Source organism: Phaeodactylibacter luteus (genome assembly GCF_007993045.1).
Classification (GTDB): Bacteria; Bacteroidota; Bacteroidia; order Chitinophagales; family Saprospiraceae; genus Phaeodactylibacter; species Phaeodactylibacter luteus.
On record NZ_VOOR01000015.1, the window covers coordinates 44,404 to 67,591 of the forward strand.

The 23,188-nt window shown below is 52.9% G+C and carries 13 protein-coding genes; 4 read left to right on the plus strand and 9 right to left on the minus strand.

Annotation, left to right across the window (positions count from 1 at the left end):
- Positions 1 to 267: 267 nt before the first annotated feature.
- Positions 268 to 2,928: a hypothetical protein gene (locus tag FRY97_RS08955; protein WP_147167114.1), complete on the minus strand. Its 2,661-nt coding sequence runs from the start codon at positions 2,926 to 2,928 to the stop codon at positions 268 to 270.
- Between the two features lie 43 nt (positions 2,929 to 2,971).
- The gene (gene lptE / locus FRY97_RS08960) at positions 2,972 to 3,478 is read right to left on the minus strand and encodes an LPS assembly lipoprotein LptE (RefSeq protein ID WP_147167115.1); all 507 of its coding nucleotides are present in this window, start codon (positions 3,476 to 3,478) and stop codon (positions 2,972 to 2,974) included.
- A 559-nt stretch (positions 3,479 to 4,037) separates the two neighbouring features.
- Between lptE and FRY97_RS08965 the strand changes: the two genes are divergently transcribed.
- The gene (locus tag FRY97_RS08965; RefSeq protein ID WP_147167116.1) at positions 4,038 to 6,977 is read left to right on the plus strand and encodes a M43 family zinc metalloprotease; all 2,940 of its coding nucleotides are present in this window, start codon (positions 4,038 to 4,040) and stop codon (positions 6,975 to 6,977) included.
- A 295-nt stretch (positions 6,978 to 7,272) separates the two neighbouring features.
- Here the strand turns inward: FRY97_RS08965 and FRY97_RS08970 are convergent, their stop codons facing one another.
- Positions 7,273 to 8,610: a sigma-54 interaction domain-containing protein gene (locus FRY97_RS08970; RefSeq protein WP_147167117.1), complete on the minus strand. Its 1,338-nt coding sequence runs from the start codon at positions 8,608 to 8,610 to the stop codon at positions 7,273 to 7,275.
- Between the two features lie 36 nt (positions 8,611 to 8,646).
- Positions 8,647 to 10,086: a tRNA (N6-isopentenyl adenosine(37)-C2)-methylthiotransferase MiaB gene (gene miaB, locus FRY97_RS08975; protein WP_147167118.1), complete on the minus strand. Its 1,440-nt coding sequence runs from the start codon at positions 10,084 to 10,086 to the stop codon at positions 8,647 to 8,649.
- 334 nt (positions 10,087 to 10,420) lie between these two features.
- Between miaB and FRY97_RS08980 the strand changes: the two genes are divergently transcribed.
- Positions 10,421 to 11,818: a phosphohexomutase domain-containing protein gene (locus FRY97_RS08980; RefSeq protein ID WP_147167119.1), complete on the plus strand. Its 1,398-nt coding sequence runs from the start codon at positions 10,421 to 10,423 to the stop codon at positions 11,816 to 11,818.
- Between the two features lie 60 nt (positions 11,819 to 11,878).
- Here the strand turns inward: FRY97_RS08980 and FRY97_RS08985 are convergent, their stop codons facing one another.
- From FRY97_RS08985 to FRY97_RS09005, 4 genes are all read right to left on the minus strand, one after another.
- Complete coding sequence (locus tag FRY97_RS08985; protein WP_147167120.1) at positions 11,879 to 12,337, minus strand: GNAT family N-acetyltransferase; 459 nt, start codon at positions 12,335 to 12,337, stop codon at positions 11,879 to 11,881.
- A 2-nt stretch (positions 12,338 to 12,339) separates the two neighbouring features.
- Positions 12,340 to 12,696 carry a diacylglycerol kinase family protein gene (locus FRY97_RS08990; protein ID WP_147167121.1) on the minus strand — a complete coding sequence of 119 codons (357 nt, stop codon included), beginning with the start codon at positions 12,694 to 12,696 and terminating at the stop codon, positions 12,340 to 12,342.
- 913 nt (positions 12,697 to 13,609) lie between these two features.
- Positions 13,610 to 14,548, minus strand: a complete 939-nt coding sequence (locus FRY97_RS08995; protein WP_147167122.1) for a T9SS type A sorting domain-containing protein — start codon at positions 14,546 to 14,548, stop codon at positions 13,610 to 13,612.
- Positions 14,549 to 16,240: 1,692 nt separating this feature from the next.
- Positions 16,241 to 18,850 carry a lamin tail domain-containing protein gene (locus tag FRY97_RS09005; protein ID WP_147167124.1) on the minus strand — a complete coding sequence of 870 codons (2,610 nt, stop codon included), beginning with the start codon at positions 18,848 to 18,850 and terminating at the stop codon, positions 16,241 to 16,243.
- Between the two features lie 248 nt (positions 18,851 to 19,098).
- Between FRY97_RS09005 and FRY97_RS09010 the strand changes: the two genes are divergently transcribed.
- Positions 19,099 to 20,103, plus strand: a complete 1,005-nt coding sequence (locus FRY97_RS09010) for an aspartate-semialdehyde dehydrogenase (RefSeq protein WP_147167125.1) — start codon at positions 19,099 to 19,101, stop codon at positions 20,101 to 20,103.
- 119 nt (positions 20,104 to 20,222) lie between these two features.
- Positions 20,223 to 21,551, plus strand: coding sequence for a coiled-coil domain-containing protein (locus FRY97_RS09015; protein WP_147167126.1), 1,329 nt, complete (start codon positions 20,223 to 20,225; stop codon positions 21,549 to 21,551).
- Between the two features lie 730 nt (positions 21,552 to 22,281).
- Here FRY97_RS09015 and FRY97_RS09020 read toward each other — a convergent pair.
- Complete coding sequence (locus FRY97_RS09020) at positions 22,282 to 23,184, minus strand: histone deacetylase family protein (RefSeq protein WP_147167127.1); 903 nt, start codon at positions 23,182 to 23,184, stop codon at positions 22,282 to 22,284.
- Between the last annotated feature and the right edge of the window lie 4 nt (positions 23,185 to 23,188).

The window sequence follows — 23,188 nt, forward strand, 5'->3', positions numbered from 1 at the left end:
GAGCTTTTTGGGGTTTTACACTTTGGGCTGCTCTTGCCAAATTTTGTCCTGCTCTTCGTTGTTCTTCGGTCACGTAGCTAAGGCTATGTTCCCTCAGAACGCCTCGATCAGGGCAAAATTTGGCTACGTTCGCTCCAAAAGCAAAATCCCAAAAAGCTCTAAGCCCGATAGGGCCGAGCGGATAGCGAGCCCCGAAGCATAGCGACCCCTGCTGTGAGGCAGGGGTAGGCCCACGAATAGCGGTGGCTTGTTTTGCGCCTCGGTTTTTCAGGGGCCACGGTAGGCTGAACCGGGCAAAGAGGGGCATTCTTCTACCGGTAACAGGGTGAAGTCCTTTTCTGCCCGGCAGCCCGATGTGGTACGGGCAGCAACTTGGTAGGTGCCCGGCTGGAGCTGAGCTGTTGGGAGGCTTAGGCGATGCCCAGATTGCAAGGTGCCGTCCGGATAAGTCCATAGTACTTGGCTGAGCGGGCTGGGCAGTGTGATAGCAGGCAGTTCGTTGGGGCAGAGTTGAACGGTATCTGGCAAAATGAAATTTGGTATTTCTCCCACACCGATGGGGTAGGAGAGGCGTTCAGGGCAGCTGCCGTCCTCTGTCAGGGTGGCAGTGATGATTTGGGAGTGGGCTGCATTGAAGGATAGCGTGGGGCAATGACTGCAGAGCAGGGTATCTCCTGATCGCCAGGTGATGGATCCGGGAAGATGCTGTCCAGGCGCTAAAACCAAGGTATCGCCCGGGCATACAATTTGGGGCAGGCTGAGCGCTGGCTCCGGGCAAGGCTGCGTACGGCAGGTTTTTTCAATAGCGGTGTTGCCGCAAGGGCCCTTCCCTTGTGCGGTAAAGGAAACCGGGTAAGCTGTCCCCGGGTGTAGGTTGGGCAGGTAGGCTAGGTGCGCTGCAGTGGAAAAGGTGGAATCGCCTACGGTGATTTGGTATAGGGTATCTCCGGGGAAACTGGGCCAGGACAGGGCAAGGTGGTGGGTGCCGGGAGTACACCGTAGCAGGGAGGGCGCAATGCGGCGCCCTATGTAGAGCTGAAGGCTGTCCGTAGCTGTGCAGGGGCCTTCATGGTATTGTGCGCTGATGAGGGCTGTGCCGGGCCCACTCGAAGCGACATCAAAGAAAGCGATAGTGCTATCAGCGGAGAGCCCTTGCCATAAGAGCTGCCCGGGCAGGCGGCTGCCGCTGATAGCAGCTTGGTATGCAGCAGCTGGCACACCTTGGTAAAGGCAAAGGCTGTCTGCACCAAGAATGGCTAAAGACAGAGGCTGACAGCTCCAAGTGCTCAGCAGGGTGTCGGTGCTGAGCTGGCAGCCGAGGCTATCGGATACGAGCAGCTGAAAATGTACAGTGTCTTCAGGGTGCAGTGCGCCAATTTGCCATAAGCCAGCGGCCGGGCTGCCTCCGCCTTCAGGGGATGTGCTGTAGGCCATATCTGGCAGGGGGCTCCAGCTGGCTTGTAGGCTTTGGTACCCTGCTTCAAACTCGAGGGCTGGCAGAGGCGGCAGGGGCTTGACGTCAACAAATAGGCTATCTGCAGCGGTGCAGGCGTGCAAGGTATCTTGGAGGGCGACAACAATATGTCCTGAGGCTTCTGCTAAGTGCAAATAGGCAGGGGCGTTGCTGTTGTCTGGCCATTGGGCCAGTGTATGTGGGCTGAGGCCGGGGGTGATGTGGAGGGTGTCCCCTTGGCAGGCGATGGTGTCTGACGGTAAGTAGGCCTGAGGCAGGGCGTACACGGAAATCGATTGTGAGACGGTTTTTGGGCAGCCTTCCGGAGAAACGGACACTTGCAGTGTGGTGTCCTGAAAAACGGGCACCGACCAAGAAAAGAGCAGGCTGTCTGCTAGGGTGAGGGCTATGTCGAGCGTGTCGCCTGAGCATAGGGCTGTATCCGCGAGGAGTTGCACATCGGGTTGTGGGATAGGGTAGATGAAGGCCGAGAGTGCCGTTTGGCAAGTAGGAGAGGTCTGTATGGTCACCTCTATGGTATCTTTTTGTGAAACGGCGAGGCTATAAGTTGCTCCGGTAGTGCCATCGGGCCAAAGGTATTGAGTGCCTCCACTAGCGGTGAGGGTAACCGTATCCCCGGAGCATATAGGCCCTTCGGGCAGCTGCAAGCTCGCATAGGAGTTTTCGTATACCAAAATTTGCTGCCCAGACACAGTGGAGCAGCCATTTTCGTCCGTAACGGTCACCGCGTAGTAAGCTGCGCTGTCAATAGGCATTTGAATGGTGGGGCCGGTAGCGCCGGTACTCCAATGAAACTGGCCGCTCCCGGTCACGTTGAGGGTGGCGGTATCCCCGGGGCAGTCTACTATAGGAGGGTTGGCAGAGAAGAGGCCTTGCCGGCGGATATAAACCGTGTCCCAGGCTTCGCAGCCGTATGCGCCATTGGCTGTGACAAGGTAGGTTTCCACGGGCAGTGACAAGTCTGTGTTAGGGGCGAAGAGCTCAGGGCCGGCGCTGAGGTATTGCCATCCGCCAGCCCCTGAGCGTTTGCGCCAAAAAAGGAGCTCACTGTTGGCTGTTGCAGAGAGGGAGATGCCGGCTCCCCCCGGGCAGTAGGTGCTTGCATTGGAAACCGCTTGCACAGCAGGAGGGGCAAACTCGTGAATGTGTATGCTGTCTGTAGGGCTCAGGCAGCCTGGCAGCCCGGCGCTGAAAAAGTACCAACCGGTATCTTGGGGCACAAAGGATTGTTGATCAGTGGAAAAACCGTCTGGCCCTTCCCAGTGAAAGGTATGGCCGGGGTTGGAAGGGAAAGCGATGCCAAAAATGGGGCCATAGGCGGCAGTGGTGCAATCGGGGCTGTAGATGATGCCGGTAGTTGGCGGCTCACATCCGCTCTGCGCGGTGATAGGGGTACTGCTGGAGAGCAGCAAGAGCAAAAGGGCAGTGAACAGCAGTCTAAACGGTCGTTTCATGAGATGGTCGCGATAAAAAGAAGCAATGAGCGGTTGGCGCGGGCTACCAGTCGGTAAAGGCGGCATTGAAAATATCTTCCATCATCTGTTGTGAAATGGCGGAAATGGCTTCTTCTTCGACATCAGCGAGGGTCTGTGTGCTCGGGAAGTCAAAAAAGAAAGAGAAGTTCTTTTTGTTGGGCCAGCTTTTCTCCTCGTTTACATTATTAATATACTGTACGGCCGTCACGATGGTCAGGCGGTTGATGGAGGTGACCTCCCCGGGCTGAGGGGCTTCAGAAGTGACCTCATACCGGACGACGGCCCCCTCAAAGCTGATGTCAGGGTCGATCTCCTGCAAAGTCAGTCGAGATTCTGTCCGTATTTTTTCTTTGAGGTCTTCCGTTAGCCGGATGGCTATAGTCGGCTCTGCATTTACTGCGTTGCTGGCAAAACGTTCTACAAAATAAGTACTGACTTGGGAGTAGTCGATGCTAATGCCTTTGAAAGAATAGCAACCGGAGGACAAGAGGGCAGACAAGAGGCTGAGCCCAAGGATCAATCGGGGCATGGCAACAGGTATTTTGATAGTTTGAACAAAATGAGGTTGGCTTTAACCGCAGTCACCTGAAAGAACGCAGGCAGCGGGGCCGAAGTTAGCAAAAGCTGATGGGTTAACGCTTTTTTCAAGCTTTTGCAGTTGGATTATAGGGCTTTCGCAAAAAAATGTCTGTGGCCGGAGTGCTCTCGGGGCTGATGAAGGGGGGGCTGGTTGCCCTATGGTCGTCAACCCAAATGTCGCAGGTGTTTAAGTGTTCCGGCTTCTAGCCTGGCATTGGCCTAGCGCTGCGAAGGGGTGGCAAGCCCGACAGGGCCGAGCGGACAGCGAGCCCCGTAGCATAGCGGCACCTGCCATCGGGCAGGGGCAGGCCCCATAGTGTTTTAAGTTTTGGTTTTTTAATACAATATTGTTTTGGCCAAGTGTTCTTCTAGTGTGATTTCTTTATATTTACCCGTCTTTCCAGCCATATTTTCAGTCAGATAGAAAACAAAGAGCATTACCATTTTGCATAGGCGCTTCGCCCTATGTGTTTCTACCTATTTCAAAATCAACAAATTCTAAGATTAGTATGAAAAAAGTAATGTCTAACACCTTACTATTGGCGGTATTCCTGTTATCCGTCTTCACAGCTCAGGCGCAGCGCAATTGCGGCAGCATGGACTACCTGCACCAACAAGAGGAACTGCACCCCGAGCGCATTCAGCGGTTGCAGTCTATTGAGCAGCATACCGCCCGGGTGCTTCAAAGCCCCACACGAGCAGTCAGCGGCACGATTACTATACCGGTAGTGGTGCACGTGGTCTACAATGGCTCCGCTGAGAACATCAGCGCCGCACAGGTGCAGTCACAGATTGATGTGCTCAATGAAGATTTCCGGCGCCTCAATGGTGACGCATCGAGCACGCCAGCTATCTTCCAGGGTGTCGCTTCAGATGTGGAAATCGAATTCTGCCTAGCGGCAACAGACCCTGCCGGCAACCCCACGGACGGGATTACCCGCACCCCAACGTCGGTCACTGCCTTTGGCACTAATGACCAGGTGAAATCGAGCTCAAGCGGCGGGAAAGACGCTTGGCCAGCAGGGGATTACCTCAATATCTGGGTATGCGATATCAGCGGCGGCATCCTGGGGTACGCGCAGTTCCCCGGTGGGCCTGCTGCTACAGATGGTGTAGTCGTCGATTATCAGTACTTCGGCACTATTGGCACTGCAACACCGCCTTTCAACCTTGGCCGGACCGGTACCCACGAAGTAGGGCATTACCTCAACCTCCGGCACATCTGGGGCGATGGCAATTGCAATGCAGATGATTTTGTGTCCGATACGCCCCGTGCAGGGAATCCAAACTATACCGGCAGCCCTTGCAACTTCCCTGGCCCTAACAGCTGTAACGAAGGCACTGGCGATCAGCCAGATATGTTCCAAAACTATATGGACTACTCCGATGATGCTTGCATGAACCTCTTTACAGAGGGGCAGAAAGCCCGGATGCGCGCTTTGTTTGAGCCAGGGGGCGCACGTGCCAGCCTGTTGAACGCTACCGCCTGTGGCACTCCGGTAACCCCAACCTGCAACGATGGCATTCAGAACGGCGATGAGACGGGGGTGGACTGCGGTGGTTCAAGCTGTGCGCCCTGCCCTTGTAATGACGCAGACTTGGCCCTCACTATAACCTTTGACAACTATCCAGAGGAAACTACTTGGGCGGTGACCGATGGCTCCGGCACAACAGTCGCTTCCGGTGGCCCTTACGGTAGCCAGCCTGATGGCTCAACGGTCACAGAAAATATCACCCTGGCAACGGGCAATTTTACCTTCACCATTTCTGATGCCTATGGCGATGGCATCTGTTGCGCTTATGGCAATGGTGCTTACACCCTTACCGATGGCAATGGCGCTGTGATTGCTGCCGGGGGCAGCTTTAGCTCGAGCGAGAGCACAAGTTTCTGTGCAGAGGCCGCAGGGCCGCAGCCGACCTGCAACGATGGCATCCAAAATGGCAATGAGACGGGCGTAGATTGTGGCGGGCCGGATTGTGCGCCTTGCGCGACCTGCAATGATGGCATCCAAAATGGCAATGAGACGGGCGTAGATTGTGGCGGGCCGGACTGTGCGCCTTGTGCGACCTGCAACGATGGTATCCAAAATGGCAATGAGACGGGCGTAGATTGTGGCGGGCCGGATTGTGCGCCTTGTGCGACCTGCAACGATGGCATCCAAAATGGCAATGAGACGGGCGTAGACTGTGGCGGGCCGGACTGTGCGCCTTGTAGTACGGATTGTGACAATGGCAATGCACTCACACTGACCATTGTACTGGACAATTATCCTGGTGAAACGACTTGGACGGTCACTACGACAGGAGGCAGTACAGTTGCTTCCGGCGGAAGTTATTCCGGAGCAGGTTCTACCGTTACAGCGTCCATCAACCTGCCAGAAGGAGATTACAGCTTCAATATTTTTGATTCCTATGGCGACGGTATTTGCTGCGCGTATGGCAATGGCGCTTATGCTCTTACGGACGAGCTTGGTAACACCTTGGCTTCCGGCGGCGCATTTGGCTCTTCCGAATCTACCGCTTTCTGTACGGGCGCAGGGGGAGGCACCCCGCCGACCTGCAACGACGGCATTCAGAACGGCGATGAGACGGGCGTAGACTGTGGCGGCTCCAATTGTGCGCCCTGTGGCGGAGGCGGCTGCACCTATATTGTCCTCGACAGCGAAAGTTTTGAATCTGGGTTTGGCATTTGGAACGATGGCGGGAGCGATTGCTACCGCAGCAGCTCTTATGCCAATACGGGGTCGGTAAGCCTGGCCCTGCGCGACAACTCTTCCTCTTCTGTATTGACTACGGACAACCTCAATTTGTCACCTTATGACGAAATCACTGTAGACTTCAGCTATCTCGCCCGGAGCATGGACAATAGCAATGAGGATTTCTTCCTTGAGATTTCAGGCAATGGCGGGGCTTCTTACACCATTTTAGAAGAATGGAACCAAGGCGATGAGTTCCAAAATGACGTGCGGTCTTCCGGCAACGTTGTCATTTCAGGCCCGTTTTCGTCGAATACCCGTTTGCGCTTCCGCTGTGATGCTTCCGGCAATTCCGATTGGGTATACCTGGACGATATCGTCATCAGTGGCTGCCAGAACGGAACACGCGAGGCCGGAACGCTTGTGGTGGAAGGAGAGGGCAAGCCTGAGCCGGGCAATTCGGTATTCCGAGGCCCCTCATTTGAAGCCCCATCGGTGATTGCTGACATTAACCTGTTCCCGAACCCGACGAGCGGAGACTTTACACTGGCCTTCACGCTTCCAGCCGAGGGCCAGGTCAACCTGATGGTGACTGCCGTTGACGGCAGGGTGGCCCTGCAGCAGCAGTGGGCTGCTAAGGCAGGGACTCAGGTACAGGAGTTCGACGGCAGCCAATTGGTGCCGGGCGTTTACTTCCTGCACCTAATGGCGAACCAAGAGCGGATTACACGCAAGTTTGTGGTAGTGCGTTAAAGGCCGGCTATCTGTGTTAAACCGTTAGCGGGGCTGCAGTTGGAAAGCTGCAGCCCCGCTTTAGTTGGAGGCAGGGGGTATAGGAAGAGGTATGTCTGGTTTTTGCTTGGGCGCAAACCAGATTGTCGATTTTTTGGGGCCTGCCCCTGCCTGGCGGCAGGTGCCGCTATGCTCCGGGGCTCGCTGTCCGCTCGGCCCTATCGGGCTTAACACCCCTGCGCAGCGCTAGGCCGGCTCTATCCCAAAGCCGACAAGGCTAAACACTAGCGACATTTTGGGTTACGCCCTTTTGCTTTTACAGCTCGTACTGCTTGATTTTGCGGTAGAGGGTCCTTTCAGAAATCCCCAAGTCAGCTGCTGCTTCCTTGCGCCGGCCATTATGCTTGCGCAGCGCCTTTTGTATCAGCCCCTTTTCGTTTTCCTCCAGAGAAAGGTTTTCTTCTACTTCCTCCGTCGGAGCATAGTGCTGCGCGGCTTCTTCCCGGTTGAGGATAATGGGCCGGAAGCTTTCTGGGGCAGGCGCCTCTTCTGCAGGGTAGTAGCCCTCATCGTGGTAGTCATGAAGGAATTCCGTCACATTGCGGCTGCTGCCGGAAGCTGGCTTTTGATTCCGCTCTCCAGAGAAGCCACTGGAAGAAGCTGGCGGCTGCAACGCCCGGATATCCTGGGCGTCAGGAACGTGAAGATCGTTGTTGCGGATGAGCTCGAACACGAGGGATTTGAGGTCGTTGAGGTCATTTTTCATATCAAGCATCAGCTTGTAGAAAATTTCCCGCTCCTGCATGCTCATTTGTTCCTCCCCCCCTTTGGTGTGGCCATCTGCGATCATGGGCAGGTTGCGGCGGGTAATTTGGGGTACATACAGGATGAGCTTTTCCGCTGTAATGACTTTTTCGTCCGCCATTACGGAAGCCTGTTCGGCTATGTTTTTTAGTTCCCGGATATTGCCTGGCCAACTGTAGCTTTCCAGCATCTGCCGTGCCTGTTCATCCAATTGGATGGGGCTGGTGCGGTACTTTTCGGCAAAGTCAAGGGCAAATTTGCGGAAAAGCATATAGATATCCTCTGCCCGTTCCCTCAGAGGGGGCACCGCTACCGGTACGGTATTGAGCCGGTAGTAGAGGTCTTCCCGGAACTTCCCGTTTTTCACTGCATTGAGCAGGGAAACGTTGGTGGCGGCAATGATGCGCACATCCGTTTTGTGCACTTTAGATGCGCCAACCCGTATAAATTCACCGGTTTCCAGCACCCTTAGGAGGAAAGCCTGTGTATCGAGCGGCATCTCCCCGATCTCGTCCAGGAAAATGGTGCCGCCATCGTAAGTTTCGAAATAGCCTTTGCGCTCGCCCGTTGCCCCGGTAAAGGCCCCTTTTTCGTGGCCGAACAGCTCAGAGTTGATGGTGCCTTCGGGTATAGCGCCACAGTTGATGGCGATGAACTGATTGTGTTTCCGTGCGCTAAGGGAGTGGATGATTTTGGAAAAGACCTCCTTGCCCACACCGCTTTCCCCTGTGATCAGTACGGAGAGGTCGGTATTAGCGACCCTTACCGACGTGCTGAGCGCCCGGTCGAGCAAGGGGGACCGCCCGATGATCCCAAAGCGTTGTTTAATGGACTGAAGGTTGGCATCCATGTTGTTCAAGTTGGTTTTTTGGTGGTTTGGGAAAGGCTAGAGGCCAGGGGGCGGGACAATTTCGCCTTTCAGGGTAGCGCTTGTAGCTTCGAGGGCTTTCACATAACAGTAATCTCCCGTTTTCAAGCCCTCTTGTTTGGGGAATACCATCATTTTGTTCTGTGAGTTCCGCCCTTTGAATTCTTGGTCAGAACGTTTGGAGTCCCCTTCGATAAGCACCTTGAAAGTCTTGCCTATATCTTGTTGGTTGTGAGCTAGGGAGACAGCGGTCTGAGCTTTGATGATCTCCTGCAGTCGGCGTTTTTTGGTTTTCAAAGGGATGTCATCCTCGTATTTGCGTGCAGCAAGGGTGCCCGGGCGCTCAGAGTAGAAAAACATATAAGACATGCTGTAGCGTGCGAATTCGATCATGCTCAGGGTATCCTGATGCTCTTCTTCTGTTTCCGTGCAGAAGCCCGCGATAATGTCCGAAGAAATGGCGCAGTCGGGCATGATTTCGTAAATACGGTTGACCTTATTGATGTACCACTCCCGGTCGTAGGTGCGGTTCATAAGCTCGAGTACCCGGCTATTGCCAGATTGGACCGGCAGGTGGATGTATTTGCAGACATTTTCATGTGCCTTCATGGTGAAGAGGACCTCGTCGGTGATGTCTTTGGGGTGAGAAGTAGAGAACCTGATGCGCAGGTCAGGATGTACCCGGGCCACCATATCCAGCAATTGGGCGAAAGAGACCGTTTGGCCGGTCTCGGGGTTTTCCCATTTGTAAGAATCTACGTTCTGCCCTAGCAGCGTGACCTCACGGTAGCCCCGCTCGAAGAGGTCTGTAGCTTCTGCCAGGATGCTGAACGCATTGCGGCTCCTTTCCCGCCCCCGGGTAAAAGGGACCACACAGAAGGAGCACATATTGTCGCACCCCCGCATAATGGAGATGAAGGCGGAAACGCCGTTGGAGTCCAGCCGCATTGGGCTGATATCGGCATAAGTTTCCTCACGGGACAAGAAGACGTTGATCCCCTTATCGCCGTCTTCTGCCGTGGCGATGAGCGCAGGGAGGTCCCGGTAAGCATCGGGCCCGACTACCAGATCGACCAGGCGCTCCTCTTCTAAGAACTTGGCCTTGAGGCGCTCGGCCATGCAGCCCAGTACCCCTACGAGGGTGCCGGGGCGCTGTTGTTTCACCTGATCGAAAATGCGGAGGCGTTTGCGGACGGTGTCCTCTGCCTTCTCGCGTATCGAGCAGGTATTGATGAGGATGAGGTCTGCAGCTTCCATGTTCCGCGTAGCAGAATACCCCTGTTCAGCCAAGATAGAGGCTACGATTTCGCTATCGCTGAAATTCATCTGGCAGCCGTAGCTTTCGATATAAAAATGCCGTTGGCCAGCTTCTTCCATGCCTTGGAAAAAAGCTTCGCCCTGACGATCTTCGTCAATCTTTTTCGTCAGTCCGTCTAGTGTCGGGTTGCTATCGTACATAGGGTACACCTTCTGAGTTGATCAAAATGAAGCCGGGGCCTCCGGCTGTCGGCCTGTTTTGCCTGTCGTTTTGGCTGCCCGGGCAACAGCGCAATCCCAATCGGCCCCTGTTTGTTGGACCCGCAAAGATAGGGATAAATTCCGGTCGCCGCCCGGAATAATGGCGGCAAAATGACGATTTGGCAGTAGGCTGTTGCAATGCTGGCAGGCCTTTGGCGCAAGCTTCTACACTTTGGGCAAGGATAAGCCATGAATTTGGGTTATTTTTACCACTAAGCCTGAGTATTCGCTATCTCAATGCCCGCCCCGACGGGCTCAAAATAACCAACAAAGTATGACAAAGATCAAATTTGGCACCGATGGCTGGCGTGCCATCATCGCCCAAGAGTATACCGTTGACAATGTGAAGCGGGTAGCTGCCGGTACCGCCTTATGGATGATGAAAAACGGGGAGGCCCAGGTCGTTATCGGGCACGATACGCGTTTTGGTGGAGAGCTGTTCGCTTCCACTGCCGCGCGGGTGATCGGAGCGCACGGGCTCAAGGTGAAAATGGCAAAAGGCTTTGTGTCTACGCCTATGGTCTCATTGGGCGTAGTGAAAACAGGCTCTGGCCTTGGCGTGGTCATCACGGCTAGCCACAACCCCCCCACCTACAGCGGTTATAAGCTGAAGTCAAAACTGGGCGGGCCAATGATCCCTGCTCAGATCGCAGAGGTGGAGGCAGAAATACCTGATGTGTATACCGGCAGCTTTCCCACGCTAGAGGAAATGGAGGCCAACGGGCTTTTGGAGTATGTAGACCTGGAGGGGATGTACATCAGCCATGTCGAAGCCAACTTCGATTTAGAGACCATCCGCAGTGCGAAGTTCAAAATGGCTTATGATGCTATGTATGGTGCCGGGCAGAACGCTATGCGGAAAATATTGCCGGATGCAGTACTGTTGCATTGCGATGACAACCCTTCTTTCAGAGGGCAGGCCCCGGAGCCCATCCACCGGAACTTGGGCGAGCTGTCTGAGTTGATCAAGAACAACCCTGAAATTGGGCTGGGCCTTGCCAATGACGGCGATGCCGACCGGATCGGCATGTACGACGCTGCCGGCAACTTTGTAGACTCCCACCATATCCTATTGCTCTTGCTGCTGTATATGCACAAGTACAAAAAGCAGAGCGGCAAAGTCGTGGTCACGTTTTCGGTAACCGAGAAAATGCAGGAAATGGCGGACCTGTTCGGGCTAGAGTCGGAAGTGACTAAGATCGGCTTTAAGTACATTGCGGAAATCATGGCCAAAGAGGAGGTCATTGCCGGGGGCGAGGAGTCTGGAGGCCTGGCGGTCGCTGGTCATATCCCGGAGCGCGATGGTATATGGATCGGCCTGATGATCTTGGAGTTTATGGCGAAAACGGGGAAAAGCCTGGATGAGCTTATACAGGAGGTCTACAGCCTAGTGGGGCCTTTTGCTTTCGACCGCGATGACCTCCACTTGGCAGAAGAGCAGAAACAGGCGATCATCAAAACTTGTGAAGAGCGCCCTTATGAAGCCTTCGGGCCTTACAAGGTGGAAAAACTGGAAGCCCTCGATGGGTTCAAATTTACTTTTGGAGGCGGGCGTTGGGTGATGGTCCGCCCTTCAGGTACAGAACCGGTGCTGAGGGTGTACGCTCAAGCTCCGGACGCGGCAGAGGTCAGGGCGCTGCTCGATGCTGCCCACCAAACGCTTCTGGGCTAACTCAGCAGTAGTACGCCCCGCCGCCCCGCCTGGCTCTAAGTGTTGCTGGGCGGGGCGTTTTCAGCTTTTTACCATGCCAATGTGAGGGATACCATCTTCCAAATATTCCTGCCCTTCCTGTTCGAACCCAAAGCCCTCATAAAACCGGGTCAGGTAGCATTGGGCGGATATTTTTATGGGCGCTCCTGGGAATAGTTGCCCGCACCACTCTATGCTATGCTGCATCAAGGCCTTGCCGGCCCCCATTCCGCGTACCGTGGGGGAAGAGGCCACCCGCCCAATGGAAGCGTAGCCGGGGTAGGAAACGCCGGGTGGCAGCAGCCTAGAACAGGCCATCAGCCGCCCTCCTTCCCCAAACCCCAGGATATGCGTAGCTTCGGGGTCTTTGCCGTCTGCATCTATGTAGGGGCAGTCCTGCTCCACAACAAATACTTCTTGCCTAAGCTGCATAAGGCTGTATAGCTCTTGGAGGGAGAGCTTGTGAAAGGGCAGGGCGTAAAAATGGAACGGAAGGCTCATGGTTAAAAGAGGTTTATAATTCTTGGCCAAAAAATGAACAGCCCTGCCCCCGCTGCACTGAGCGAACAGATCAGTACAGCGCTAGCGGCGACATCCTTTGCCCGGCCGGCCAGGGGGTGGAATTCAGGGGAAACGAGGTCGGTCAGCGTCTCTACGGCCGTGTTCATGGCTTCAGCCCCGATGACGAGCCCGGCAGCAAGCAGGATCAATGCCCATTCCCAGCGCTCAAGGGAAAAGTGCCAACCTGCTCCTAGCACGCAGGTGAAAATGGCCAGGTGGATTTGTGCATTGGGCTGCGTAAGCAAGGTATATTTCAACCCTGTCAGCGCATGCCCAAAACTTGCAATTCGGTCTTTCATGGGATGGGTATGGTTGTTAAGGTATCATTTGAATGTACAAGGAACGGGCGTGGACCAAAATGTCGCAGGCGTTTATGCTTTTTGGGTTTTAGCCTGGCATTGGCCTAGCGCTGCGGAGGGGTGTAAGCTGGACTTTCTGCATTACGAAAACAAGCAAGAACCCCGATGGAGGAGTATATTTGAAGGATCTGACATTTCAACTATGCTACAATTGCCACCAGGGTTCTAACGATGAATATCAGTTTTTGCCACTACATTTCACAGCCTGACATGGGAAAAAGCACAATTGCTTTTAACTTGGTGCCATCTTGTGCCCAGGCAGCCGTACGGCCTGCAATATACTGCGCGTTGTAGGCTTCAAAGACAGGAAGGGCTCATACGGTGCTTTATCGCGCACGATGGTCTGCCTTAAAACTGGCAGGAGTATCGCTCAAAGTGCTTGTAGATGCTTTCGTGCCTGTGGACAGCCTGTTGTAACTGTAACAGCCCCCCTGATTTTTGGTGTGCACAAAACAATTGAAAGGCGTTTGGGGAATAAGATTTCCAAAGGTGGGACCTATAGGGATGGAGTCCGTTTTTCGGCCTCTCATTTTGTCGAATGTAGCGGACTGCGCTGAATATCGGTAATGCTGAGAACTTACCTTCGTAGCTAGACGAAGAAAGGGAATTAAAGGCAGCAATTCTCAACTTGGCTGAAAAGCGCGTTTTTGTTGGGGTCAAACCAAGAAGAACTCTTTTTCTAGTGACGGGATTTGACCAAAATGAGGAGTGGTACCAGGGTTAGGCCTCATTTTGGGTGGAATCGAACTAAAAAAGGCATCAGCTTTTGTCTTCTTGTGATCTCGTAAGCCCCATTTTTACTGGTTAAACTGCCAAATTGAGAATTGCTGTGTTTACTTACAAAACTTAGGTGTTACTTTTTGACGAACTTTTTAGTGATAATTCCAGAATTAGTTTGGATTCTCAAAAAGTGAACCCCTGTTGCCAAAGACTGAATGTCTAATGTGTTATTATTCATGCTTGCTTGTTGAGTTTTTCCTTGAGCGTCAAAAACTTCAACTTTGCTTACAGAAATACCTTTGGGCAGATTGATATTCAGAAAATCTGAAGAGGGGCTAGGATAAATACTTATTAATTCTTTAACTGCCGAAGAAACAGACGACACATTATCACCGCTGATGACCATTGCCAAAGTTGAAGACAAGTCTGAATTCACACTGTAAACAGGTACCCAGTCGGTTAGCCCTTGTTCAAAATGATTGGTAGGGTCTACAAACACGGCATCATATCCATCATTTTGGTTTGAAGAGCCAAACCATCTCCAAAAAATTACAGGATAAGTAGAAGTTATTGATGCGCCGGAGTAAGAAAATCTTGGCACAACAGAAACCCAGTAAGTTCCGGCGTCAAGTATAACATCATTGCCGTTATTTGCGGATGTCAAATCAATCGTGAAATCATATAAATCACCGCCTAGACTAGTAATGGCATAATCTGAACCATTATTTAAGTCTGTAAATGCATACAGTGCATTAGATTGAGGGTTCTCTGGTGTAGGCAAACCATCAGGGATATTGTTCGCATTATTAAAAATGTAAACATCTAGACCCTGGAAATACACTGAAAAAATATAATCTTGTAATCCAAAAACCGTTATTTCACTAATTTGAGTTTGATTTTCGGTTAGCGTAAAATCATCTGCTTGATAGGCACCCCAATCTTCCCAATTGCTATAAGAGGAAGGCAAGATAGATTCATCGTCATTGTTGCTTGGCTGACTATGAAAAACTTGTTGAGATTTAGCAGTTAGAAATGCTGTTAGCGCAAGTAACAGTAAAGTTAACTTTTTCATGTTTTGTGGTTTGAGAGCTTGTTAGTAAATTAAATTCTGTTGTGTATCTCAATTCTGCCAAGGCCATTGAAGTATTGGCCAAGTACAGGAATGAAGCCAAATTTCTTATGATGTGCTCGTGATCGATGACCACCCTTTGGGGAAATTCAGCTAGGCAATAGTCCGTTATACCACCCAACGTTTTGCTTACAGAGCAAATCCTCGGATCCCTTCAGGGCGCTGAGGCACACCAAACAGTGTTCCCGGCTATCATATTCACAGGCTGGTTAGAAATAGACTCGCCAGATCCTTCCTAAAATATCTGTCAGTAGCTGGCGTTTACGACCCTTTACCTTTTTATTGCCGCTTATGCCCCGATATTCATAAGTAATCGGAGGTGGATTAATTGTTTATTAATCAAACGGTTATGGCTCAGGTTGACCTTTCGTTGAAGCCGCTTTCGTTCATATCGGTTCAGCGCTTCGTTGATCCTTTCAAAGCGATCTTCTTGGCTCCATCTGTCAAAAATGAATAGCACACAGCGCACCAGGGTGAGAATGCGCTGTCTAGCCCAGCGCTACTGACATCCTGTTCGAGTAATCGAAAGGGGCGCATCAAAGATGGGTCGGAAATCGTGTCATCTTTTTCATTGCAAGGGAAGATATTCTTTAATAACTTCCAATTGGCACTCGGTGAGCCATCTCTCTTGATAAGTTGAAGTTAACCTACAAGATACGGCCGGCGGCCTTTTTTCACTTATAGTTCTCCAAGGCGAGATTAATGCATTTTGACTTGCTCTTTTTCCCGCTCGCTGCGTTGAAAAGCCTCGCCGACTTCATCGTGGAGCCCCTTATCCCCACGCTTCGTGTAGGCTATGCCTGCGTTTTTCGCCTTGCGAGCGAAAAAAATACCTGCGTCAACTTTGCACACCACGCAGTTGACGCGGAGCGAAATCCTGCCTTGGAGAACTGTAGTCGAAATTCCCGAACAAGCTCTAGATCAATGCTTATTCATCAGGATTTTCTTGAGAGCTGAAACATGAAATTTGACTAGTAGTTTTTAATGGGGATTGTTTTGACAAAGAGCTGACGCAAAGCATGTTTTTATGAAAACAGTGTGCTTCCCCAAAAATCGAGCCAGTCGCTTGGTTGGTAAAAACCGTAAATACTGATTATGAAAAGGAACCGAAGAACATTTAGTGCAGGTTTCAAGCTAAGGGAGATCCTTGCTGCTATTCAGGAACGGGAGACCTTGTCAGGGCCATCTCAAAAGGGCGGCTTACATCCGGACCAGATATCAAGTTAAGCCCGCTGGGCGTGAACCAAAATGTCGCAGGTGTTTATGCTTTTCGGGCTCTAGTGCCTCAAGCCATAAACCCTTGCCACCCCAAGTTTCGTTCTTTTCCGCCTACTCTTCGTTAAAGAACCGCTCCTTTAGCTCGGGCTAAAGTCGCGAACCTTCGCCTGGATTAGCCGGAAAATAACTTCAACTTAAGTATCAGAGATTTATGGCTTAAGGCACTAGCCTGGCACTGGCCTAGCGCTGCGTAGGGGTGGCCGAAGGCCAGACCCGACGCCTGTAGGGCGAGGGGCCGAGCGGACAGCGAGCCCCGTAGCATAGCGGCACCTGCCATCGGGCAGGGGCAGGCCCCTATCCTTGCGGAGGGGGCAGGCAAAAAAATGGCAATCTGGTTGGCGCCCATCCAAACATGCGCTAATCCAGTTGCCCAGCCAAGACAAAGGCTATTTTCTCTCTTCGGGTATCGCCTTCTGGGGTAAAGAGCTCAGCGAATAAAATATAGACCCCAAGCCTGGCGCGGCTGCCGTCCGCCGCTACGCCATCCCATTTGAATGTACCGGTGCTGCCCAGTATTTCATTATTGGCGAGGCGGGCAACTTCCCGGCCAGAGGCGTCGAATACCCAAGCATTCAAGGTATAGCCGGGCTGGTCAGCCGTATAGTCAATCAGCAGTACATCCTCGAATCCGTCCTCATCTGGTGAAAAGCGCTTGCGCGGAAGGCTGATGATGCCGGGCTCTGCTCCTGCCTCTTGCTCAAACTGTTGTGAGTTGGGGGCAGTAGGGGTGGCAAAGCCTGCTGTGGATGCTGCAGAGTGCCAATTGCCCCCGCTCTGCGATGGGGCCTCTGTCGAGATCCTTTCGAGGGACACCCCGTCCTCATCATCTAAAAGAGGGTAATGCCAGTCAGCTGTGTAGTCGAGCGCATCTAAGGTGATACCTCCCAGTACAAGGGTGAGGTTGCCTTCGTCGTCATCAAGCCCGGGCAGATCCGCTTCGAACAATAGGGCGGGGGCAGGAACGGCATACCTGCTCAGGATGTCTTCGGGGGCCTCGGTAAGGACAAGGTGGTTGCCGGGGAAGATGAGGAGGTTGCCGCCTACAGCCCCTTCGGTGTCCCCGCTCTCTTTGAGCGTATTCTGCAGCAGCAGGCCGGTCAGGTCTATGATTTTATCGCTCCGGTTATAGAGCTCCACAAAGTCGGAGCCTCCGGAGGCGGGGTTGAACAAGATTTCGTTGATGACCACGTCGCCGGGCACAGGAGGGGAGGGGATGCCTAGCGGCAGTTCGGCAGGGGCAAGGGCATTGCCGGTACAGTCTTTAAGGCTCTGCCCAAGCGCGAGGGTATAGGCCTGCCCGGGCAGCAGGTCTTCGCCTAAAACGAGCAGTACTTCTGTATTGCCAGGTTGGGGCAGCGCGCTGAGGAGCGGGATGCTGGGGGAAATGGCATATCCTTCCAGGCTGGCCAGGCTGGAGGCATCCATGACTTCATTGAAGCGGATGCGTATTTCCATGGTGCTTTCGGGTATGGCCTGGAGCGCAAAGGGAGGGGCATCATCAGCCCCACTTCCCATCACGCTGTTTGGCTGTCCGGGCGTACCGCCGGCTGTTGCATCAGATGCACGCCAATTGCCCGGGCAATCGTAGGGGCCTTCCAGCTCAATGATTTCAAGGCTGTACCCTCCATCAGCACGATTGATATCCCGGTACCAGCCATCGGTGTAGGCGATGGCGAAAATGACATCGCCCTGAGCGTTGGTGAGGAGGATGTCATCCCCGCCATTGACGAGGGCGGGGAGGCTGCTCATCCCGGCAGCAGGCCCATATTGGGTAAACTCGTTGAGGGCTTCATCGCTGCAGATGGTGATGTAAGACTGTGGCAGCAGGGGGGCATCAGGCAGTGGGACAGGGGCCCCGCCGTTGGACAGGCGCAGGGTGCTGAGGTCGATGGCTTTGCTGCTGCGGTTGTACAGCTCAATGAACTCCTCCTCCGGGAGCCCAACAGATGGGGTAGGGTCGGGCAAGAACTCGGACACAATGATGTCCTGAAAGGCTGCCGGCTCAAAATTGAAAAAAGTAAAGGAAGCAGATAGCACTCCGGAGAGGTTGCCGTTGGCATCGGCAATGCCTGTCGCGCTAATGGTGTAGGGCACCCCATTTTGGAGCGCGCTGCCGAGAGAAAGCCGCACCTGGGCGGGATCGCTGAGCTGTTCGGCAGAAGCCGGGCTGCCCTGCCCGTCGCTGATGCTATAATTGGATGCAAGGTTGGCCGTAGCCGGGCTCAGGGCTTCATTGAACTGCAGGAGTATGGAGAAAGGGCTTTCTGCTACAGCGGACAAAAGGCTTGGCGGGGCGGTGTCTTCAAAAAGAGGGCCGATGGACAGGTCGTCCAGGAAAAAGTTTTCGGACCGGGTAGCGGTATAGGTGCACACCCAGCCGAAATAGGTACTGATAGGGTAGGTATCATCAATGGCTGCCCCTTCCAGCTGATAAGCTTCGCCGCCTGTATAATCGGCTTCGAGAGACCACTCCCCTGCGGTGCTTCGGCTGATGCGCACCCTCGCCTGATTGGGGTCAGTGCCCACCGCCCCCGTTGTGCCGGCCAGCAGAAGGGTGCTGCTGTTGCCGTCTTGGCGGTAAAGCTCAAGTGCATCATCGGCCCCTGAAATACCGCCTATCCGCAGGTAGTAACCTTCCCCTTCGGCAAGCTGAGGGCTGTTGGAGGCAAGGTACACCCGTGCATAGTTGCCAGCCGAAGGCGCAAAGTCCTGACGGATCAGGAAGGACCAGGACGTAGCGGCATCAGTGGAGGTTGGGGCGGAGAGGTAAAGGGCCGCTTCGCTGTTCCCAGATGCGCTGGGGTCGAAGAGCTGCAGGGTTTCGCCAATAACCGCGAACTGCCCGGTATCTCCAGACCATGGAGGGTTGTTGGTGAAATCCCCGTCGCTGAAGTCATCGGTCAGTTGAGCCCAGGAAGGTAGGGCCAGAAAGGTAAGGGCAAAGGCCAGTAGTATGTGCTTTTCCATTTGGCGAAAATAAGGTTTTCGCACGGCCTTTCTTACTTTGAAAGGCGGCTCCCGACGGTACAGGTGTAAAAAAAAGGTTGAATTCCAGCCGCCTAGGGGCTAAATTTTACTGTGCAGGGGGGCATAAAACTTTCCCTAATCCCTTAATGCGTTTATCTTTGCCGACCAAGTTGCTGAAAAGCATTTGCGTTAAGCCCTGGCCACCGGCAGTTGCAACCGCCGGGTCATCGTTTAAAACATATAGAATTATGAAAGTTGCTGTTGTAGGCGTTACCGGGCTAGTGGGCACCGTCATGTGCCGGGTCTTGGAGGAGCGCGAGCTGCCCATTTCTGAATTTATACCTGTGGCCTCAGCCCGGTCGGTTGGGAAAACGGTAAAGTTCAAAGGGCAGGAGTATACCATTATTGGCATGGAAGATGCGATCGCAGCACGCCCGGATATTGCGATCTTCTCAGCGGGCGGCAGCACATCTCTGGAGTATGCGCCCCAATTTGCCGAAGTGGGCACCACGGTAATTGATAACTCCTCTGCTTGGCGTATGGACCCTTCCAAAAAACTGGTCGTACCAGAGATCAACGCGGCAGAACTGCAGCCCGAAGATAAAATCATCGCCAACCCCAATTGTTCTACCATTCAGATGGTGATGGCTTTGGCGCCCCTGCACCGTGCTTTTGGCATCAAGCGGATAGTGGTATCCACCTATCAGTCGTTTACAGGTACTGGGATGAAGGCGGTGAAACAGTATCAGCTGGAGAAGAAGGGCTACGAGCCTAAGGCAGAGGAAATGGCTTACCATTACCCTATCTTTGAGAATTGTCTGCCCCACTGCGATGTATTCCTGGATAACAGCTATACGAAAGAGGAAATGAAGCTCGTTAATGAGACGCGCAAAATCCTGAACGATGACAGCATAGGCGTTACGGCGACCGCTGTGCGCGTGCCTGTAGATGGCGGCCACTCCGAATCGGTCAACGTAGAATTTCGCCAACCTTTTGACATAGAAGAGGTTTACCGTTTGCTCAGGGAAACACCGGGGATTACCATTCAGGATGACCTGGGCAACAACCACTATCCCATGCCTCGTTTTGCTAAAGACCAGGACGATGTGTTCGTGGGGCGCATCCGAAGGGATGAGTCGGTAGCCAATGGCCTGAACCTGTGGATTGTCGCAGACAACCTGCGTAAGGGGGCGGCTACCAATGCCGTCCAGATTGCTGAATACCTTTATCAACACAAAGCAGCAGGGGCTTGACCCCATGCTGCCCGAGCATAATATTGTATTATTTTGGCCCCTTATGGGGCACGACATGAATTACCGTTTCCGGGGCTGGCAAAGGCCAGCCCCAAAGTTTAATTTGACGAATCACGACTATGAAGACAAAGCTTGTACTTTGGGGGGCCAATTCGCAGGATGAAAAAATCCTGGTAGCCGTTGAGTTGTTGGCAGATGATAATAAAGTGAAGATTTATACCTTCCCCGAGGCGATCGCCACGGAGACATTCAGCCAGCAGATGATGACCGAATGGCGGCTGGATAAACCAGTAGCATTCCCGGAAGGGTTCACGGAAACAGAGCGTGCGCTCAACCTATCGGAAAGCCTTTTGCCAGAACAGATCAAAGTGGAGCGCAGCGATCTGGTCACACGTGCTCAGACCGAATGGCAGTTTATTGTGCTCTCTTCCAAACTGAGCCAGGCTTATCAGTCTGAATTGGAGGACTTGCGCGAACGGGTGAGCCGACTGGAATCCTACGAGAAGCCCATCTGGGAAGAGCTCAAAGGCTTTTGGGACAAAGTACAGGAGCAAGTGCGCGAGCGCAATTTGTTCAGAGGGCATGCCGATGCGCTCCGGGATATGACCAACGAGCTCTTTACCGAAATGAAGAGCCTGCGCAATAGAATGGACAAGGAGTTCGCTCAGCAGTCCAAAGACAATATGCAGCAGTTTATGGATATGCTCGATGGGATAGAACAGCGTATTGCTGACAACAAACGCCTGCAGGGCATTTTCGATGAACTGAAAAAAATGCAGCGGCAGTTCCGGGAAGCGAAATTTACCCGAGATGACCGCAACAAGGTCTGGAAACGCCTGGACAAGTCCTTTAAGATTGTGAAGGAAAAGCGCTTTGGCGCAGAAAGCGGGGACGACCGCTCTCCCCTCGAGCGCACTCAGCGCCGCATGAAAGGCCTATTAGGGGCTATCGAGAAAATGGAAACCTCCATCAGCCGGGATCAGGATGAGCTCAACTTCCAAAACCGCAAAATTGCCCGGACCGACGGGCAGCTGGAAGCGCAAATCCGAAGCGCAAAAATCAAAATGGTAGAGGAGCGCATCAACTCCAAAAAGTTGAAGCTGGAGGATATGCTCAAAACTAAGGCTGAGCTCGAGCGCCGCACACAAAGCCTTGAGGCCAAAGCGGCAAAGCGCAAGGAGCAGGAGAAAATAAAAGAGGCCGAAGCAGAGGCTAAGGCCAAAATCCAAGAGCAAATTAAAGAGGAAGCAGCAACCCGGGCGGAGGATAGCGGGAAGCTCGAACAGGCGGCAGAACAGATAACCGACAAGCCTGCTGCTGCTGAGCCGGCTAAGGCCGAAGCCCCTGGGGGGCTCGATGAGGTTGTCGCTACCGCTCAGGCTGTCGCCGCAGTCGTGAGCGGGCAAGTGAGCGAAGCCACCGCTAAACTCGAAAAAGAGCAGGCTTAAAGCCGGCCTCAGGCCTCGATGTTCAATAAAAAAGGTGCTTTGCAGCCAAGCAAAGCACCTTTTTTATTGGGCTGCGGTATGGTTTCGCTCTTTTTTGCGCCTTTTTCCGCTGTTCTATTTTTTTATCCCAGAAGGGTTTTTTCACAAAAAAGCCTTTTAAAGCCATTCATAAAGAGTTGTTGGCTATTTGTTTTTTCACAATGAGCCCGATGTGTCTTTGTAGATGGAGCGCAGAGTCCTCATATTTGTAATGTGATCGGAAGATAAGAGCAGCAAAAGCGTTGGCAACAGCTTCCGACAACTCAAAATTGAAATATGTTCATGGGATTATAATTTAGTGATAGTGTTGTCCCGAAGCCTTAGTCTAGGTTTCGGGACGCACATACACTATGAGAGCACCCTCCCAAAAAATAAAAGGCGAACAAAAATGTTCGCCTCCTGACTAATTCATGTTCATGGGATTACGGTCGTCTATATGAGATTACGATTTGTCCAGCTCGCAAAATCATGCGATGCTGATGCAACAAAAGTAGGCGATTTAATCCGATATATCAAAAGATGTATACGGAATTGTCACATGTTTTAGCAGTTATTTTTCCGATTAACTATCTCGCTGCTGCAAGCGGCTGCGGAATAATGAATTAGAGATATAGTTAATTTTGGATATGTTCATGGGATTATAAGTGAAAATCGCGTTCCGGACCGGAGCGCGATTTTTTTTTTGCCCACATTAGAAGAAAATCTCCTGAGCTGTGCGGAAGGTGTTGGCGTGGGCTTCCACAATGTGCGATAGCCGCTCAGAGTACCCGCCCCCCATACTGACCGTAACAGGGATGCGGTGCTGATGACAGGCCTGCAGCACCAACCTATCCCTTTCCTTGCAGCCTTCTAAGCTTAGGCTCAGCCTTCCGAGCTTATCCGAATAGATGACATCCACACCAGACAGATAGAAAACATGATCGGGCTGCACCTTATCTAGGAGGCGGGGCAGGGTATCCTTCAGCAGCTTGAGATAAGGCCCATCTTCCGTCTTGTCCGGCAGCCCGATGTCGAGGTCAGATGGCACCTTCCTGTGAGGGTAATTTTTTTCACCGTGCATGCTGAAGGTGAAGACCCTGGGCTCGTGCTGGAAAATCTGAGCCGTTCCGTTGCCCTGATGCACGTCAAGGTCGATGACCAGAATCTTTTTGGCCAAACGGTGTTTCAATAGGTGGTTGGAGGCGATAGCGATGTCATTAAAAACACAAAACCCTTCCCCTTTATGGGAAAAAGAGTGGTGCGTCCCTCCTGCCACATTCATAGCCACCCCGTACTGCCGTGCGTAGTGCGCACACTGTACGGTCCCATTGGCAATATGCCTGCCCCGCTCAATGAGCCTAGCCGTCATCGGGAAGCCAATCGCACGGATCTCTTTTGGGGAAAGGGCCTGATGCTTGAGCTTGTCCCAGTACGCTGCTTCGTGCGTCCACAGGATTTCCTCCTCCGTCAGTGGGGCAGGGTGGAAAAACTGATCCTCAGAGACTGTCCCTTCGTAGAGCAGCTGCTCCGGGATGAGCTCGTACTTGATCATCGGGAAGCGGTGTTTCTCAGGCAGTTCGTATTTGTAGATGGGGGAAAAGGCTATTTTCAGCATACGC